At 48.2% G+C, this 17,965-nt stretch carries 13 protein-coding genes; 8 read left to right on the top strand and 5 right to left on the bottom strand.

Features of this window, described 5'->3' with window-relative positions:
* Nucleotides 1-341 precede the first annotated feature (341 nt).
* Nucleotides 342-869, top strand: a complete 528-nt coding sequence (locus tag QUB10_RS00500; RefSeq protein ID WP_333198508.1) for a hypothetical protein — start codon at nucleotides 342-344, stop codon at nucleotides 867-869.
* Between the two features lie 179 nt (nucleotides 870-1,048).
* Here the strand turns inward: QUB10_RS00500 and QUB10_RS00495 are convergent, their stop codons facing one another.
* A complete protein-coding gene (locus QUB10_RS00495; protein WP_333198506.1) occupies nucleotides 1,049-1,795 on the bottom strand; it encodes a pentapeptide repeat-containing protein in 747 nt (248 codons plus the stop codon).
* Nucleotides 1,796-1,815: 20 nt separating this feature from the next.
* Complete coding sequence (locus tag QUB10_RS00490; protein WP_333042577.1) at nucleotides 1,816-2,460, bottom strand: hypothetical protein; 645 nt, start codon at nucleotides 2,458-2,460, stop codon at nucleotides 1,816-1,818.
* A gap of 322 nt (nucleotides 2,461-2,782) precedes the next feature.
* On the opposite strand from QUB10_RS00490, the gene QUB10_RS00485 reads away from it, so the two are divergent.
* Nucleotides 2,783-3,094 (top strand): WGxxGxxG family protein, encoded by a 312-nt coding sequence (locus tag QUB10_RS00485; RefSeq protein ID WP_333139083.1) that lies wholly within the window; start codon nucleotides 2,783-2,785, stop codon nucleotides 3,092-3,094.
* 397 nt (nucleotides 3,095-3,491) lie between these two features.
* Here QUB10_RS00485 and QUB10_RS00480 read toward each other — a convergent pair whose 3' ends face one another.
* Nucleotides 3,492-8,441, bottom strand: a complete 4,950-nt coding sequence (locus QUB10_RS00480) for a PAS domain-containing protein (protein ID WP_333198504.1) — start codon at nucleotides 8,439-8,441, stop codon at nucleotides 3,492-3,494.
* Nucleotides 8,442-8,621: 180 nt separating this feature from the next.
* On the opposite strand from QUB10_RS00480, the gene QUB10_RS00475 reads away from it, so the two are divergent.
* Entirely contained in the window at nucleotides 8,622-9,482 is an 861-nt protein-coding gene (locus QUB10_RS00475; protein ID WP_333198502.1) for a creatininase family protein, read from the top strand.
* 233 nt (nucleotides 9,483-9,715) lie between these two features.
* On the top strand, nucleotides 9,716-10,471 hold the full coding sequence (locus tag QUB10_RS00470; RefSeq protein ID WP_333198500.1) for a DUF561 domain-containing protein: 756 nt from the start codon (nucleotides 9,716-9,718) through the stop codon (nucleotides 10,469-10,471).
* A gap of 199 nt (nucleotides 10,472-10,670) precedes the next feature.
* Here QUB10_RS00470 and QUB10_RS00465 read toward each other — a convergent pair whose 3' ends face one another.
* Nucleotides 10,671-11,348: a calcium-binding protein gene (locus QUB10_RS00465; RefSeq protein ID WP_333198498.1), complete on the bottom strand. Its 678-nt coding sequence runs from the start codon at nucleotides 11,346-11,348 to the stop codon at nucleotides 10,671-10,673.
* Between the two features lie 79 nt (nucleotides 11,349-11,427).
* Here QUB10_RS00465 and QUB10_RS00460 point away from each other — a divergent pair, with 79 nt between their 5' ends.
* From QUB10_RS00460 to dprA, 3 genes are all read left to right on the top strand, one after another.
* Nucleotides 11,428-12,075 (top strand): DUF2301 domain-containing membrane protein, encoded by a 648-nt coding sequence (locus tag QUB10_RS00460; RefSeq protein ID WP_333198496.1) that lies wholly within the window; start codon nucleotides 11,428-11,430, stop codon nucleotides 12,073-12,075.
* A gap of 102 nt (nucleotides 12,076-12,177) precedes the next feature.
* Nucleotides 12,178-12,831 (top strand): YdcF family protein, encoded by a 654-nt coding sequence (locus tag QUB10_RS00455; RefSeq protein WP_333198494.1) that lies wholly within the window; start codon nucleotides 12,178-12,180, stop codon nucleotides 12,829-12,831.
* A gap of 246 nt (nucleotides 12,832-13,077) precedes the next feature.
* On the top strand, nucleotides 13,078-14,229 hold the full coding sequence (dprA, locus tag QUB10_RS00450) for a DNA-processing protein DprA (protein ID WP_333198492.1): 1,152 nt from the start codon (nucleotides 13,078-13,080) through the stop codon (nucleotides 14,227-14,229).
* 271 nt (nucleotides 14,230-14,500) lie between these two features.
* On the opposite strand, the gene QUB10_RS00445 is transcribed toward dprA, so the two are convergent.
* Nucleotides 14,501-17,716, bottom strand: coding sequence for a Calx-beta domain-containing protein (locus tag QUB10_RS00445; protein WP_333198490.1), 3,216 nt, complete (start codon nucleotides 17,714-17,716; stop codon nucleotides 14,501-14,503).
* On the opposite strand from QUB10_RS00445, the gene QUB10_RS00440 reads away from it, so the two are divergent.
* Nucleotides 17,703-17,965, top strand: a 263-nt coding sequence (locus QUB10_RS00440) for a hypothetical protein (protein WP_333198488.1), incomplete at its 3' end; no start/stop codon positions are given. The two genes, QUB10_RS00445 and QUB10_RS00440, sit on opposite strands and share 14 nt — an antisense overlap.

Below are 17,965 nucleotides of genomic sequence, written 5' to 3'. Positions count from 1 at the left end.
GAAAGCTTTTTAAAAGCAAAAAGAAGGGTAGCGAAAACCTTGTAAAACAGAGCTGGGGAATCAACGCATTCTCACCCACCAGAAAATCAATAATTTGTTTCAATCAAGTAGGGTGGGGCACACCCGAACTCTAGGTTCGTATCCTAGTACGCTTTTGGAGATAGACCCTCTGGGGTGGTTGTGAGTTAAGCTCGTCAATTGGTGCAATTGCACGGTTGAAAAGTTTAAGGATTGCCGAAAGGACGCAACATTTTAAGGTCAATCGCTGAATTAAGAATCCCTGTCCTTTAGGTCAGGGAGTGTCAAAGTGGAATCGGAATTAATTAAGGAGGCCCAAATATATGAGTCAAAAATTAAAAAGCCTAAGCGGCGCGTTGATTCTCGCTGTCGCCTCTGCCGCACTGGCATCCGTCAAACCAGCTCAAGCACAAACCGAGCGATTTCACCCGATTGCCGACGACTTCAACCGACAATTTTTTCAAGCTTCAGGAGACTTTTACCACAACGTCAGCTTGCAAGGTTACTTGGGCGACTATTTAGGCATCGGTTCCCCCAGCGGCGTCGTTGCCTTTCCCGAAAAAGAAATTGAGCGGGATGCTAGTCGCGTCAACGGCTTCTACCGACGAGTAATGCAGCGGCAAGTTTCCAGCGATCCGATTCTGCGCGTCCCAGATGCCGTCAATCCCTTCGATGCCTCAATCATGGCACTGCCTCCAGCTTGCCAGCTAGCACCTCAACCGAGCGGCTGTTTCCCCACTCCCGCCGGACTCCAAGATCAGTTTACACTTCCAACACAGCAGGAAGGTTCACCGACTGATCAAGGGCCCGTTAGAGGACTTTATCAAGTATCGCCCCCTGGCAAAAATTAATCGATCGACAGTTGCGAGTTTTGAGCCGAGGCGGGTTTACTCTCATCTCGGATTTGTATTAGAGAGAAAGTCTGAACCCGCCCCAAAAATTCATGTTTTGGCAATCCTTTCGGTAAACGCGCCACTGGCTTTCTTTTAACTATCGCGGTTATTTTACAGGACTAAATATTATCCAATATTTATCGAACAATGCTGCCGTCAGGCATGATTGTTCCTTTCAAAATAGCTTCCCCCAAAATCGCTCCCGCCAAGTTCGCTCCCCTAAGATTTGCCCCGGTCAAATTCGCCCCTCTCAAATCAGCTTTGCCAAGGTTTGCCCACCGGAAATCTGCCGCGCTCAACTGTGCAAAACTGAGATTTGCCCGGAAAAGATATGCTCCAGTGAAGTGAGATTCTCCGAGGTTAGCTTTAGAGAAATTAGCTGCATAGCAATGTGCTTCAATCAATTCGGCTTGAGTCAGATTAGCTTGACTGAGATTAGCACAGTTGAGGTTCGCGCCCATCGCATTAACTCGAAACATCACCGCACCGATTAAATTCGCATCTGCGAAATCGGTTTGTTGGAGATTAGCAGCGGTGAGGTCAGCGCCAATTAAATTAGCACCGCTCAAATCAGCTCCCCTGATGTCTGCTGCTCCGAGGTTAGTTCCAGTTAAATTAGCTTTAATTAAATTAGCTTCGAGCAGTTGCGCTCTGGCAAGATTTGCTAAACTAAAATTAGATTCGGCGAGGTTTGCCGCAATTAATTTAGCCTTAAACAAATCTGTTTTAAAAAGGTTCGAGCGCCAAAGATGTGCACCTCTGAGATTTGCTTCCGCGAGGTTAGCTTCGCTGATATCCGGTTCTATATTTGGGTTGAGAGTTCTCCATTCAATCCAAGTAACTGCACCTTTTTTTAACAGCGCTAAATGCTGTGTATTTGCCATAATTGCATCTCCTTTAACGGCTATTCCTTGCGACCAAAAATTGTTGGATTTTCTCGACCCGTCACATTTTCCACCGCCGCAATTGCTGCCTGGGAACCTGCTATAATATCTCGTTCTGCGCCGCCGAGGTACAGCCGTCCGAAACTGCCTACAGCCTGAACCTCTAAGATGTTAATAGATGCGCCTTTTTCTGCTTCATTGGCCGCCAGCGCTGCATAGGCCGCCGGTTCTACTTCTAATACGTAAAGCGTTTGTCCCGCCAGCAGCAACTGTCCGCGGCGGGTGCGGTTGATTAATTGTGTTTGGTGGGGGTCAATGTTGCGAATAATTTGACTGGAAATCACTCGCGGTTTGATACCTTCTTCTCTGCGGACTCCCATGAATTCTAGAATTGCTTTGCCTGCGGCCCGCGTTTCCCCCTGCTGGCCCGAGTGTACTTCCAGAAGGCCGTACAAGCGTTCGACTATCTGCACTCCTGGGCGCACGGAGGCAGATTTGAGGGCGACATCGGTAATTCGGTTAATTTCGATACCGGGGGAGATTTCTATCCACAGCGACGCATCCCCCGGCAGCGGCAAGAATCCGGCGGCGATGGTGCCGATGTATGCTGCGTGCTGCGGCTGCAAGTTGTCTAGAAATACGTAGCTGCGTAGCTCTATACCCAAAAGTTTTTATCTCCGTCGATCGAGTTCCAACACTTATCTGTGCAATATCTGAGTTTACCTTTTTTTGTAAACAACACCTTGTCTATTGTCGGGACTGCCGGAGTGCCTCATAACCGAGTGAGGTGCCAGACCCGCGATTTCTAGTGCCGGAGTGCCTCCGCGAGCAATCTTATATTTTGTGCGCCCGCTAAAAATTTGATATCAATCTCTAGTTATACGTAGAACCTAACAATGTTTACTGCTAGAGGTGGATTTAAATTTAAAAGCCAATCGATATAGTTGTGATAGTTAAAGATTTTAGCCAACAGAGAGCATTTGAATTATGAAACGTTCTGATTTATCCAAAGCAATCGGTGCAGGTATTATAGCTGCTGGTTTAGCCATAGCACCAGCTCATCTGCCTGCTTCAGCTCAGACAGATACAACTGGCGGTACTAACAACACTACAACCACCACCACTCCTCGCTCCGATGTCTACAATGCTGAAAGCGATCGCGATTTTGATTGGGGATGGTTGGGCTTACTCGGCTTATCTGGCTTGTTAGGTTTAATACCCAAAAAACGTGAAGAAAATGTCCGCTATACCACTACAACAGCCGATCGCGACCCAGCAGTCCGCACTGACTACCGCTAAGAATCGAGTCTTAGGGCTGTGGGCATCACGCAGGGACAGGATGTTTTAACCTGTCCGATCAGTACCAATAATCATCAAAAAACCTCCCTCTGTGAGGTTTTTTTATTGGAGATGATGCGCGATCGAACGACCATAAAATTGGTTAGATCTGAGATGTTACACCATTGTCAATAAGTTTTTTATGAACAGGCTTTTCGGCCTGTTCCACAAAAAGTGAATTTTATTGTGCGCCATTGCTCCTAGCCCGTCAATAAAACGCTGATTGACAATGGTGCCATATCTCAGATTTAACCGGAATTGAGATTATTAAATTCTTCCTTTCTTCTTCCTTTTTTCCTTCAAGTTCTTAGCGCCTTCGCGGTTCATTAAATAAAGACTTTTCAGACACAAAAAAAGCTTAAATAATGTTTTTGCCCGATCGATCGAGTACCTCCCCAATCGCCTGCACCAACTTGTCGGGGTCTAAAGGCTTACAAATGTGTCGCTGGAACCCCGCAGCCAGGGCCTGCTGATAGTCAATTTCTCCAGCATAAGCCGTGAGGGCGATCGCCGGAACCAGTCCCCCTTTGTCAGGCGCCAGAGCCCGCACCTGCCGCAGCAACAGATAACCGTTGGTATCGGGCATTCCTATATCGCTCAACAGCAAATCCGGCACAGACTCAGTTAAAACCGCCAAGGCATCGGCCGCGTTAGAAACTGCTGTAACGCTTGCCCCACAATCCTCAAGCAGAAAAACAACTAAATCTAGCGCATCGGCATCATCATCCACCGCTAACACCTTGATACCGCTCAAATTGAAGGATTGGCCCGGCGACGCAGTTCCCGCAGGACTTGTCTGAGATGGGATGGGCATCAGAGGTATCCTGACAGTCAAGGTTGCACCTTGTCCTTCGCCGGGACTGTCGGATTTCACTGTGCCGCCGTGGAGTTCGACGAGATGGCGGACGATCGCCAATCCTAAACCCAATCCGCCAAACTTGCGCGTCATCGTACTGTCAGCTTGCCGGAAGTAGTCGAATACATAGGGCAGAAAATCAGGTTCGATACCTTTTCCCGTATCAGTTACAGTAATTTGGGCCAAGGTGTCCACCCGATCGAGAACAACTGCGATTTTGCCGGATGGCGGGGTGAACTTGACGGCATTTGACAGCAAATTCCAGACTACCTGCTGAAGTCTGCCCGCATCGCCCAACACCGGGCCGAGATTCGGTGCAAATTGAGTGCTGATTTGAATCGACTTGACTTGGGCCGCCAGACGCACCGTTTCAATAGCAGCGCCGATTACCTCGGCTAAATCCACAGGTGCAATATTCAAGCTGACCTTGCCTTGCAGAATCCCCGACACGTCGAGCAAATCTTCGATAAGCTGGGTTTGCAGTTTGGCGTTGCGCTCGATCGTCTCTAAGGCGTAACGCTGCTTTTCCGGTGTCAAAATGTTCGATCGCAGCAGCTTCGTCCACCCCACAATCGGGTTTAAGGGAGTCCGCAATTCGTGGGACAAAACAGCCAAAAATTCGTCTTTGATGCGGTTAGCCTGTTCTGCTTCTTCCCGCGCTGCCTTTTCCCGTGCTAGAAGGCGTTCCCGTTCCGCTTCTGCAACTTTTTGATCGGTAATATCGGTGTTGGTGCCACACCAGCGCAGTACCTTGCCTTGATCGTCGCGGATCGCCACGGCGCGGGAGAGAAACCAGCGGTACGATCCGTCTTTGCCGCGCAAGGGGAAAGTATCTTCCCAGAGTTCCCCTGTTTCAATGCAGCGCCTAAATTTTTCGACAACGCGATCGAGGTGTTCCGGGTGGTGTACCAGTTGCCAGCCCCAGCCTAGCATTTCTTCTAGCGCCCGGCCCGTGTACTCAAACCAGCGCTGGTTATACCATAAACTCCCGCCAGTGGGATCTGTGATCCAGGCCAACTGAGCGATGTTGTCAGCTAGAGCGCGGAACCGAGCCTCGCTTTCGTGCAGCTCATGCAGGGCTCGCGCGTGCAGGATCACCACCCAGAGGCGAGCCACCACTTCTTGCATCAGCCAAACTTCATCGGGCCGCCAGTGCCGAACCACCTTTGATGTCACCAGCAAAAGAGCCACCCAGCGCCCTTCCTGAAGGCAGGGAACATCGACCAAAGCACGAATCGACACGGCACCGTAGTTATCGAATAAATGCGCTGTATGGCGGTCATTAGCGATATCTGAGATGACAAGTGTTTGACCTGCTATAGAGAGAGCTTTCAGTTCTGGGGTCTTAAAGTCTGAGATTTGATAGGTGCCGACGGTGCTGGCGAGGTCGGACTGGTGCCAGTCTTGCCGGACAATTGCCCGATCGGCTTCTACATCGATTTCGTGCCAGATGCAGCGATCGACTTTTAAATATTCTCCCAGACAGTTCATGGCTTCCGACAACATTTCTGCGGGGTTGAAGCGCTGCCGCAAGCGGACTTCGAGATCAGAGAGAAACTGCTCGTTGAGTTGGGCTTGTTTGCGATCGTGAATATCAGTATTCGTGCCGATCCACTCGACAATTTCGCCCCCTGCGTCGCGAATTGGCACGGCGCGGGACAAATGCCAGCGTTCCATCTGGTCTGCTGCCCGCCGCAGGCGCAGCTCAAGTTGATAAACTTCTCCGGTGATTTGACATTCTTCCCAGCGGGCCCAAGATTCTGCCAAATCCGAGGGCGGGACTAGGGATTCCCAATTGCTTTGAACGGCTTCCTCGTAAGACATTCCCAGATATTCCAACCATTGTTGTTGATTGGTAAAGCGAATTTCCCCGGCGGAACTTACGTTCCAAATCAGGTGGGGCAGCGACTCAGCCAAGAAGCGGAAGCGGCGGTCGCTTTCTGCTAAGCTTTCTTCGGCTCGTTTGCGATCGTCAATATCAATGCCAATCCCAGCCCATTGCACCACCTTTCCCTTCCTGTCTTTGACGGGAACAAGTCGCGCTAGATGCCAGCGGTAATTACCATCAAACCTGCGTACCCGACACTCGAATTCGTAGGCTTCCCCTGCTTCCATCGCAGGAGTGCGCGTCCCCACAACTGCTGGCAGATCATCAGGATGAAATAATTGCAGCACCGGTGCAGGCAGCGGCAATTCTGGCATCATGCCCGTGTAGGTTGTCCAGTGTTGGTTGCAAAACTCTAACCTGCCGTCGGCGGTGTTGATCCACATTAATTCCGGGACGCCATCGGCGAGGGTGCGGTAGAGATTTTCGCTGTGCCGCAGTGCTTCTTCTATTTGCCGGCGCTCGGTTTTGTCCTGCATGATTTTCAGGAAACCTTGCACCTCGCCGGCTGCGTCGCGCAGGGGCATCACCAGCCCGCTGCCCCAAAAGCGGCTGCCATCTTTGCGGAGGTGCCAGCGCTCGTTTTCTGCCTTTCCCTGAGTCAGGGCGATGTGCATTTCTGCTTCCGGCATTCGGGCTGCTGAGTCTTCTGGGGTGAAGATGATTCGTCCGTGCTGCCCGACGATTTCAGCTTCGGAATAGCCCAGCACTCTCTCGGCCCCTGCGTTCCAAGTGGTAATGTGTCCGCCGATGTCGAGGGTGAAGATGGCATAGTCTTTGGCGCTGTCGAGAATCAACTGCAGGTGGGTTTCACGATCGCGCAGTGCTGCTTCTGCTTGTTTGCGCTGGGTAATGTCGCTGGTGAAGCCGACTATTTTGGTCGCTTCACCTTGCTGGTTGCGGATCAAACAGCCGCGCTCCGAAACCTCGATCCAGCGCCCGTCTTCGTGCTGAACTCGGTACTCGATTTCATAGCGATCGGGAATAGTCAAGATTGATTGCCCCCCGGCTTGGATGCGTGCCAAATCGACGGGATGGATGCGTTCTCTCCACCACTCTGCTGTTGCGGGTGCATCCTCTGGGCAGACACCGACGATCGAGCACAATCCCTCGGAACGGTAAACTGAGTTTGCTGCCAAATCCCACTCAAACACCATGCCGTCGATCGCTCTTGTAGCTAACTGAAAGCGGTTGTTGCTTTCTTCCAAAGCGAGTTCGGCTTTTTTGCGATCGGTAGCATCAAATAATACTCCGATAAACCGCACTGCTTCGCCTGCAGCGTCGTAGAGATAGCGCCCGAACGCTCTCAACCAGCGGATTTCTCCGTTATCGGCCCGGATGATCCGGTATTCGGGGGAGTAGAGCGATCTCGTTTGGCGAGCTGTTTTGGCTGCTTGCATGACTTGCTTTAAGTCGTCTGGATGCACGCACTTTTCCCACACATCCGCGCTTGCTTCGCCGCCCGGTGTCTGTTCGCAGCCCAAAATGCTGAAATGGGTCGCCGACCAAATTACTCGATGTGTTCGCACGTCAAAATCCCAGGTTGCCATGCCTGAGCCTTCGATGGCGACGCTCAAACGTTCTTCGCTTTGTTTTAAGGCAATTTCAGTTTGTTTGCGATCCGTGATATCTGTCAGGGAACCTACGGCCCGCAGGGGATTGCCTGACTCGTCCCAAATTGCTCGCCCTCTGGCTAAAATCCATTTGTAGCGCCCGTCAGGACAGCGAACGCGGTACTCTCCGCAGTAATGTGAGGTTTCTCGATCCAAGTGTTGCTGCCAATTGCTTTGCATTCTCTCCACATCATCGGGATGAATGTAGCTCAAAAATTGGCTGAACTCCTTGACTTCTTCGGGCCGACGTTCCAAAATCTCTAAACAGCGATCGCTCAGAATCTGGCAATTTGTTTGCAGGTTGTAATCCCAAATGCCGTCGTTGTTGCCGGCACAGGCTAGCTGCCAGCGTTCTGCGCGATCGAACAAAGCTTCTTTGGTTTGATTGGCGCGATCGATTTGTAGGGCGGCAACGGCAAAGTCTGCTAGGCAGATCGCAATCCGCAAGTCTTCGGCATCGAACTGGCGATCGGCATCGTGAGATACAATCCATATTGCCCCCAGCGTTTGATTTTCTGCTTGCATTGGCACAACTAACGCTTCGGCGATCGGCAATTCTAGCTGTTGCAAGTCGGTGAAGTATTGTTCGGGAGCGAAGTAAAGCTGGGGAGTTTGGCGATCGAGACCTGCTCCCGACAAACGCAATGTGCGGGGTGTGTTTGTGTGTTCTGCGGCTTCCCACGCTCCCGCCAATGCCTCCCACCGAAAGATTTGTTCGCAACTGCCATTTTCTTCTAGTAAGCAGACTCCGACGCTTCCTGCGTCGCACAAATCTTGAGCGATCGCCACCAGTGTTTTGAGCAGGGTGTGGGGTGAGGTTGCCAATTGTCTAGCCAGCGTTTGCAGCGCTCGGTTTTCTGCTTTTTGATCGTGCGATCGAGGGATGCGGCGCGACAGTTCATCGGCGATCGGAATGTCGGTTAAATTAGTTTGTGGGGTTTGCCAAGCTTCCATCAATTAGTCATCTCTACGTCTTTCTGTCTGAGCTGGCGAGCGTATATCAGCGCGCTATTAAAGCATCTGCTATATTATATTATCTACCGACAGACAGAAGATGTGATCTATCTTGGGAATTACTTTTTAATTTTCAGGCTAGTTAATTGCCTTGGTTGTCTATGCTCTTGTCGCTACAATATGCACAATTTTATTCCCGCATCGCGCTTTTTTCCATATCTGACTTGGACAGAAATTCAGTCTATGCTGGATAAGGAAAATACTGTGATAATTCTGCCGCTAGGTGCGATCGAACAGCACGGCCCCCATTTGCCTTTAATTGTAGATGCGGCAATTAGCACAGCAGTGACAGGCAAAGCCCTGGCAAAGTTAGACGCAAATATTCCCGCCTATGCTTTGCCGCCTTTGTACTATGGCAAGTCGAACGAACACTGCCATTTTCCCGGTACAATTATGCTCAGTGTTCAGACAGTTTTAGCAGTAATAACTGAAATTGCAGACAGTATTTATCGGGCAGGATTTCGGAAATTAGTGTTAATGAATGGTCACGGCGGACAGCCGCAGGTAGTGGAAATTGCGGCGCGGGATATTCATCAAAAATATCAGGATTTTTCGGTTTTTCCGCTGTTTGTTTGGCGGGTTCCGAATGTGGCTGCTGAATTATTAACTGCGAAGGAGTTGGAGTTTGGAATTCACGCGGGTGATGCAGAAACGAGTTTGATGTTGTCAATTTTACCATCGCAGGTGAAAATGGAATTCGCAGTTTGCGAGTACCCGCAGGGTTTACCAACAGACAGTTTGCTGAGTATGGAAGGGAATTTGCCTTTTGCTTGGCTGACGCGAGAGTTGACACAAAGCGGTGTGTTGGGCGATGCGACGGCGGCGACGAAAGAAAAGGGAGCTCGTATTCTCGAATCTCTCTCTGACGGCTGGGCACATGTTATCAAAGATGTTTACAAATTTCGCCAGCCGGGAAGTTCGGCAACGGATTCTGTAACGGATGTCACGGATGTCACGGATGTCAGTCCGATGGAAGAATGAAGAGGGAAGAATATCGATGTGGAAATGCAGTCACAACAATAGTTGCAGGAATTAAGAACGTTCTAACTGTCTGGGCGGTTGCTATAAAAATAAAAAATACAGTCCTGGAGGCATAATCGACTTATGTAGGGTGCTGAGGTTGCACCTTACCGCTATTAAGAATTAAAAATTAAAATTTGTTCTAATTCGTGTCAAAATGAGTCTAAGAAATTTTTTGAGTTGGAAAACTAACGATGAGTGTAAATTCTAAATTGCAGCGCGCTTTTGAGCAAGGTCGCGCCCTGAAAATTATCAGCGGTTTAAATAATTTTGATGCCGCCAACGTTGCGGCTGTCGTCAAAGCAGCGGATCTCGGCGGTGCTTCCTTTGTCGATATTGCTGCCGATCGAGATTTGGTATTGATGGCAAAACAGTTGACAAATTTGCCAATTTGTGTATCGGCGGTGGAACCGGAAAAGTTTGTGGCTGCGGTAGAAGCTGGCGCTGATTTGATTGAAATTGGTAACTTTGATGCTTTCTACGCAGAAGGCCGCCGCTTTGAAGCTGAGGAAGTTTTGCAGTTGACTCGCGAAACTCGATCGTTATTTCCACACATCACTCTTTCTGTGACAGTTCCCCACATTTTGGCACTCGACAAACAAGTGCAATTAGCAATTGAATTAGTCAAAGCTGGCGCTAACATCATTCAAACCGAAGGTGGTACTAGCGCTCAACCAATTCACGCCGGCACATTGGGATTAATTGAAAAAGCAGCGCCTACTTTGGCTGCAGCCTTTGAAATTTCCCGCGCCGTATCCGTCCCCGTACTCTGCGCTTCCGGTATCTCCAGCGTCACTGCACCCCTCGCTATTGGAGCCGGCGCTGCTGGTGTTGGTGTCGGTTCTGCTGTTAGCCAACTTAATAGCGAAGTGGCGATGATTGCGGCTGTTCGCAGTTTGGTTGAAGCTTTGGCTTTGGTTTCGCGATCGCACTTGCCAGCTTCCATTTAATTAAGAAGGAAGTTCGGCAACGGATTATGTAACGGATGTAACGGATGTAACGGATGTAACGGATGTAACGGATGTCAGTCCGATGGAAGAAGGAAGAAGGAAGAAGGAATATTTTTCCCCTTCTTCTACTCTCCCCTTCTCCCACTCTTCCACTCTTCCCCTCTTCCTCTCCCCCACTTTTCCACTGTTCCACTCTTCCTTAATAATTGATACACCACACGGCATAATCATCTAATAACTGATTGTTTGGGGAACTTGCATCAACTGATTCTAACTCGAATAAAGGCAACATAAACTTTTGGCGATCGCTGACGCGCTGCACTTCCACAAATATGCCTTCTTCCTGAATCACAAAATCATCTAACCGATTAATTGTGAATCTATCAGTATAAGAAGCTTGAGTTTTTTTGAGTCTTGCATATTCTTTTTTGCTGCCATAACCCATTGTATATTCTTCCTCCCATTCAAACTCTTCTATGCCGGTAACGTGGCAGGGAAGTTGAATATTTTGCTTGATGTACTCTAGATATTTGACTGAATTTTTCAGAGTAGAATCAATATTTTTAGAAGCTAAAATTTTGCTGATTTTAGTTTCAAATTGCTTGGTATTAAAGGGGATATTTTTGTCTAGATGCGCTAACATTTCTGGATCGAACCCCGATCTCAATTCGGATAATTCCTCCAGGAGGTGCTGGAAGTCGTTTAGCGGTTTCGGTCTTCTGCCTGCTACAATGGTTTCATCAAGCTGAACTGGAGGAAGTTGGGATTGTGAAGGAAGGGATTGGCTTTGATCGGGGCGATCGTCCACTTTAGACTTGTTAACTTTAGACTTGTTAACTTTAGGCTGGTTAAGTTTAGGCTTGTTAAATTTAGGCATCGCTCGGTCTCGCTGGATCGGTTTATCAATAAAGTATATCTTGGCAGAAGTACATTGTGTCTGATAGGAGGAAGCTGTAATGCAACTACTGAAATCACCTGATGAATCGCCAGTCTATCAAGGACAATTCGGCGAATTTACGATTACTCAAAACGATCGCACGGGAGTGGTGATTTACCGCGCCGGATTGGGGGTGGCGGCGCTGTGTTTTGCGATCGGCACTACTCTGGTGTTGCAACAGGGCGACAACCCGATCGCAATCCAAGCTTTAACGCCTGTTTTTGCTTGTTTCTGGATAGCTTTAGGCGTCAGCTTGGCAACTATTCACATTTACATGATTGCGCTACACCGAACACTACAGGTGTTTTGGGCGATCGGTGGCGCGGCAGCACTGTTTGTCGCCCTACAAAGCAGCCAACCTCTAGCTTTAGCAGTGTACGAACATCCCGCCACGTTGTGGGGAATTGGTTTTACTTTTGCCGCCTTAAATGGTATTTATTTTAAAGAAGCTTTCTGCTTCAACCGCCTAGAAACCAAGTTTTTGACTCCGGGAGTTCCTCTCTTAATTTTAGGACATATTTTCGGATTTTTGTCAGCGGAAAATGAACAGTTTTTGCTGGCTATTTTGGCCGCTTTGTTTATCATCTTTGCTGTGCGTAAGTTTTTTCAACCGATGCCGCAGGATATCGGGGATAAAAGCGTTTTTGAGTATCTGAAACACCAATAATTTGGGAATGGGGCATGGGGCATAGGGAATTGGACACTTTTAGTGATCCCTTTCCCTTTCATCCGTTACATAATCCGTTGCCGAACTTCCTATTGCTCTAAAATGAGAATTCGTTTAATCCGTCGTCGAGAAATCTGGGCAATTACTAGGGAAGGTTGGGTAATTGCAAGCGCGGGGTTGATAATTTTAATGCTCTTAATTATTACAAATATCCATCCGTTTTTGGCGGTAAATGCGCCGATTAAAGCAGATATATTGGTTGTCGAAGGCTGGTTGCCCGATTATGCGATCGAAAGTGCGATCGCCGAATTCAAAAAAGGCGAATACCGCCAATTAATTACCACAGGAGTTCCTTTAAGTAAAGGCTTCTACCTCGCTGAATATAAAAATTATGCCGCACTAACTGCCGCGACTTGTATTGCGCTAGGATTTGATAAAAACAAAGTAGTAGCAGTACCAGCAGCGAGTGTTGTCAAACACCGCACTGCTGCTTCGGCGATCGCACTTCGGGATTGGTTTTCTACTTCAGGTTTAAAAGTTAACTCAATTAATCTTTATTCCTTTGGCCCTCACGCCCGCCGAAGTTGGATTGTTTTCAAAGAAGTGCTGAATCCTGACATTAAAGTCGGGATTATAGCGGCGGAACCGCAAGATTACAACTCACAAGAATGGTGGAAATCGAGCGAAGGTTTTCGGACTGTGATCGGAGAAATTATTGCTTATATTTACGCCCGTTTCGTAGATTGGAAAACCTAGCCAGTAATTGTCAACCTTTCTCTTAATTCCCTTCGCGGTTCGTAAAAAAATATTTATATAACAGTTTGAAATCCGTGTAAATACAGGACACGGCAGTGCCATTTCTGTACCAGGCTATCTGTGAAAATACAGTCCACGGCAGTGCCGTTTCCCTAACCAAGAAATAGAGGACACGGCAGTGCCGTTTCCCTACTATATTTAACCGAAGATGATAAAATTATTCTCAGATAAGTTGAGGGTAACTCGTTGCTAGAAGAACGCGCTTACTGGTTGGCATGGTCGCAAATTAACGGTATCGGGCCGATTTTGTTGCAAAGATTGCACCAAAATTTCAAGAGTTTGGCAGAAGCTTGGACGGCACAATCAGTAGATTTAATGCGAATCCAAGGGTTCAGCAAGCAGATAATTGAAACTATTTTGCAAGAACGAACTCAACTTAATCCTGAAGAATTTATCGAAAAACATCTTATAAAAAACCCCTGTTTTTGGACGCCCGCCGATCCAGATTATCCCCGCTTATTATTGGAAATTCCCAATCCGCCACCAGTGTTGTATTATCGCGGTTTAGTTGATGTAAAAGAGAATCAAGGAATTACGCCGACGGTGGCAATAGTTGGTACTCGCAGCCCTTCGGAATACGGCAGAAGGTGGACTCGCAAATTTAGTACGGCTTTGGCTAGAAGCGGTTTTACTGTGGTTTCGGGATTGGCTGCGGGCATTGATACAGAGGCTCATACAGGCTGTTTGGAGGCGGGAGGAAGGACTTTTGCAGTGGTGGGGACGGGAGTAGATATTGTATATCCTAAACAAAATGAGAGGTTGTGCGATCGCATTTTGCAGCATGGATTGGTAATTAGCGAATATCCGGTCGGAACTCAACCGAATAGAACTAATTTTCCCCGCCGAAATCGCATAATTGCTGGCTTAAGTCGCGCTACAATCGTGATAGAAGCTCCGCACAAATCGGGCGCTTTAATTACTGCTTATCAAGCAAATGATTTTTGCCGAGATGTGTATGTTTTGACGGCAAGATTGGATGATGAGCGTTCTTTTGGTTGTTTGGAGTTGCTGAGTAAAGGTGCTCATCCGATTCTGCCCAATAGCGATCGACTGTTAAGCGAAGACAGGTTATTGGAAATGCTCGGAGCTATGCCAAAATTGGATAGAGCCGAGCAGTTGTCGCTATTTCCCCCAAATCCGACGGTTGAGAAGCAAGGGCCGCCGTTGGAGCCGGAATTGGCTAAGGTGTTAAGTGCGATCGAATCTGGGCCGATTTCTTTTGATGTAATTGTGGAAGCAGCGGGATTAGAAGCGGGAACGGTTTCTAGTATACTTTTGCAGTTGGAATTGTTGGGATTAGTTTCGCAGTTACCGGGAATGCGATATCAGCGATGCTGATGTGTAAGTAATAGGGTTTAGGCTATTGGTGTCAACTTAAGTCTAAAACCCTCTTTATCTCTCGTTTACCGCCGAGGCCAGATCCCCCTAAATCCCCCTTAAGAAGGGGGACTTTGAGAAGATTCTTGTCCCACCCCCTACTCCCCTTTTTAAGGGGGGTTAGGGGGGATCTAGGCCTTGATAGTCAGCGGTTGAAACCGCATATATACAAACGAAGTCCGTCTCTAAGAGACTGAAGAATAATAAGGACTAAAGTCCTCATTACGAACCTTTAAAGCAACCCGAAATTAACGGCACTGATACTGCTAGCAGAAACACCACTGAGAGAAGCTAAAATCTCCCCTGTTTGTGCCAACCGGATTAAAGTCGAACCGCTATCTTGAGCAATTGCCAATTGCGAGAAACTCAACCCGTTACCCAATACTAACAAGTCTTTACCGACTTCAAAATCAGTAATCGTATCAGTACCGGAATTGGTAGAGAGTAGGAACTTATCTACTCCCATTCCTCCTACCAAAGTATCAAGTCCCAAACCGCCATTGAGTAAATCATCGCCCTTACCTCCGTAAAGAATATCATTACCATCATCGCCATTCAAAATGTCAGCACCACGGTTGCCAAATAAGACATCATCACCGCTACTTCCCAGGATTGTATCGCTACCTTTGCCACCGAAAACCGAGTCATTTCCAATGCCGCCATCGAGGGAATCATTGCCCCTCATCCCCATCAACACATTATTCCCGCTGTCGCCCGTCAGGATATCGTCGCCATTTGTACCGAGAATTGCATCCGGGGAATTGCTGCCCAAATCAGCATCGCCGCTGACAACAGGAGTGGCAATCCCAACAGGCAATACTACAGCTTCAATTCTGCTATCTAAAGCAGTACCAGTATTGTCAGCAACTAGCTGGGAAATAGGTTTATTTCCGGTACCAACTTCTTTGAAGTCTTGAGTGGTTGGGCCCAAGGCTACTTGTTGGAGGCGGGCAAGTGATTCAGGAATTGATGTTCCTGTTGGGTTGGAGACAGCCGCATCAATGCGTTGATTTGCTGTTGCCATTACTGTCGCGGATTGCGATGTAATTTGGCTGACTTGTTGAGAGTTGAAACTGGGGTCTATTTGCTGGATTTTAGTGGCTGCTTGCTGAATGATTGGTTCTAAGGCTGCGGCATTGCTGAGGTTTAAGACTGTACCGGATTGAATTTGATTGGTAATTGAACTGACAACAGCCTTGACAATATCGTGACTAGCTGCACTGGATGCACCGTCAATCAAAGCGGCAGTTTGAGTGATGAAGTTTTGGACTTTCACCATTTCTGCTAAGACTTGGACGCCGCCCGGTATGTTGTTGTTGGTAGCTGCTATTGGATCTAAGCTAGTTAGGTCAATGTCAGCGGGGAGAGAAAGGGCGGCTTTGACTAAAGATTGTGCTTCTTCTTGTGCAATTCCTTGGTCGGTTAAGTCGGCGACTAAGGTGGTTAGGAGGGTGACTACACTCGCATCTGGTGGTGCGGTGACTGGTGTTTCTAGGGGTAAGCCGGTGGCGGTGTCAATGCCTCCTATGGCTACTAGATTGCCTTCTGATGGGTCGATTTCTCCGTTGTTGTTGGTGTCGAAAATGTCGAAGGGGATGTTGAGATTAAACTCACCGCTGCTGTTAGTTGTGGTGGATGGTTCGTTGGCATCGAGGATGCCGTTTTTGTTGGCGTCTAGGAAGAGAGTAGCACCGGAGATATAACCGTCAATTACGAGACCACGAATGCTATCGCGGAACAGGTTGAAATTGTCGCTGGCAGTGGCACCGGCATTGTCCGTTGCTGTCACCGTAATTGGCAACGAGAATGATGGGGGGACATTGGGCGCATCGAAATCCACGCTAAAGGTCAGCGTATTCGGGTCGAACTTAAGCCAATCGGGTGGAATGATGGTGCCGGTATTGGGGTCGAGGGTCAGCCAGAGGGGGAGGAAGTTCGGATTTAGATTGATGGAGTAGGAGTAAGTGAGGCTGTCACCTGGATCGGGATCAATAAACGTATTTGGAGCAAGAGTCAAACTGAAACTGAAGTCGCTGCGGGGATTGGCATCACGTTGATTGCTGATGGGATTATTCAACTTCGGCGAATTGTTGTTGAGTATAGATTCAGCATCGATAATTTTCAGACTGGCAGTGTTTTGGGTGCCAATAATGGAATTATCCCGATTGGTGATCCGAAACGCAATTTCTTCTGTTCCCTCAAACTGACCATCGGGAAAAACGTCAATTGTGAAAGTTTTGGTATTTTCGCCTGGGTTAAATGTGAGTTCAGGAAAGAAATTGGGGGGAAAGTTCCAATCTGTTCTGAAAGTCGCTGAACCAGTAGGAGGTTCTAGGTACACCCTGGAAAAGTTGTTTAGATTCCCAGTGCGAGTGAGGGTAATTTGTTTCTGAACGATTCCTGTGCGACTTTCATTGACTTGGTAAGTAGCTTCGGAAAAATTAATTGTAGGAGGCCCCTCAGCATCGAAAATTTGCAAGGTAGCAGTGTTTTGGGTGCCAATAATGGAATTATCCCGATTGGTGATCCGAAACGCAATTTCTTCTGTTCCCTCAAATTGACCATCCGGAAAAATGTCAATTGTGAAAGTTTTGGTATTTTCGCCTGGGTTAAAGGTGAGTTCAGGAGAGAAATTGGGGGCAACGTTCCAATCTGTTCCGTAAGTCGCTGAACCAGTAGGAGGTTCTAGGTACACCCTGGAAAAGTTGTTTAGATTCCCAGTGCGAGTGAGGGTAATTTGTTTCTGAACGATTCCTGTGGGACTTTCATTGACTTGGTAAGTAGCTGGGGAGAAATTAATTGTAGGAGGCCCCTCAGCATCCAAAATTTGCAAAGTAGCAGTGTTTTGGGTGCCGATATTGACATTAACCCCCCCATTGGCGATCCGAAACGCAATTTCTTCTGTTCCCTCAAATTGACCATCCCGTAAGATGTCAATTGTGAAAGTTTTGCTATTTTCGCCTGGGTTAAATGTGAGTTCAGGAGAGAAATTGGGGGGAACGTTCCAATCTATTCCCAAAGTCGCTGAACCAGTAGGAGGTTCTAGCCACACCGTGGAAAAGTTGCTTAGATCCCCAGTGCGAGTGAGGGTAATTTGTTTCTGAACGGTTCCTGTGCGACTTTCATTGACTTGGTAAGTAGCTGGGGAAAAAATTACCGTGGGAATACCAAGAATCTGATCGTTGTTAGGACCACCAAGAGGCAGATCGTTAGATGGCGGTATGGTGTTACCCCTGTTAACAACAGTCGCATCCGGTGCATTGAGGCCGTTGTAGTTACTATCCGCACTCACAGCAGGGGCAGTGACAATCTGATAAGTCTTATCGAAGTCAAATACTCGATCGTCCACACCCGTTATCGTAATAGTCTGCCACTGATTCCAATTAGCAGAATTGAAGGTAATCGAGTCCGTTGAAATTACTCCCTCTGCCTCATTGCTGCTACGCAAATCAATTCTCACATCAGCATTAGGTTGGCTGTTGAGTCTGATGGTGAATTGGTCTGTGCCACCTGCTTCTGTAGTTACTAATCCCGATGCCGGACTAATAACAATGCCAGGACTTCCAACTATCGGCGTCGGCGTCGGCGGTGTCGGCGGTGTCGGCGTCGGCGGTGTCGGCGTCGGCGGTGTCGGCGGTGTCGGCGGTGTCGGTGTCGGCGGTGTCGGCGGTGTCGGCGGTGTCGGCGGTGTCGGCGG

The organism is Microcoleus sp. B5-D4, from assembly GCF_036705145.1.
GTDB lineage: Bacteria > Cyanobacteriota > Cyanobacteriia > Cyanobacteriales > Microcoleaceae > Microcoleus.
The sequence above is the reverse complement of the archived record's forward strand: the minus strand, read 5'-3'. Positions and strand labels throughout refer to the sequence as shown.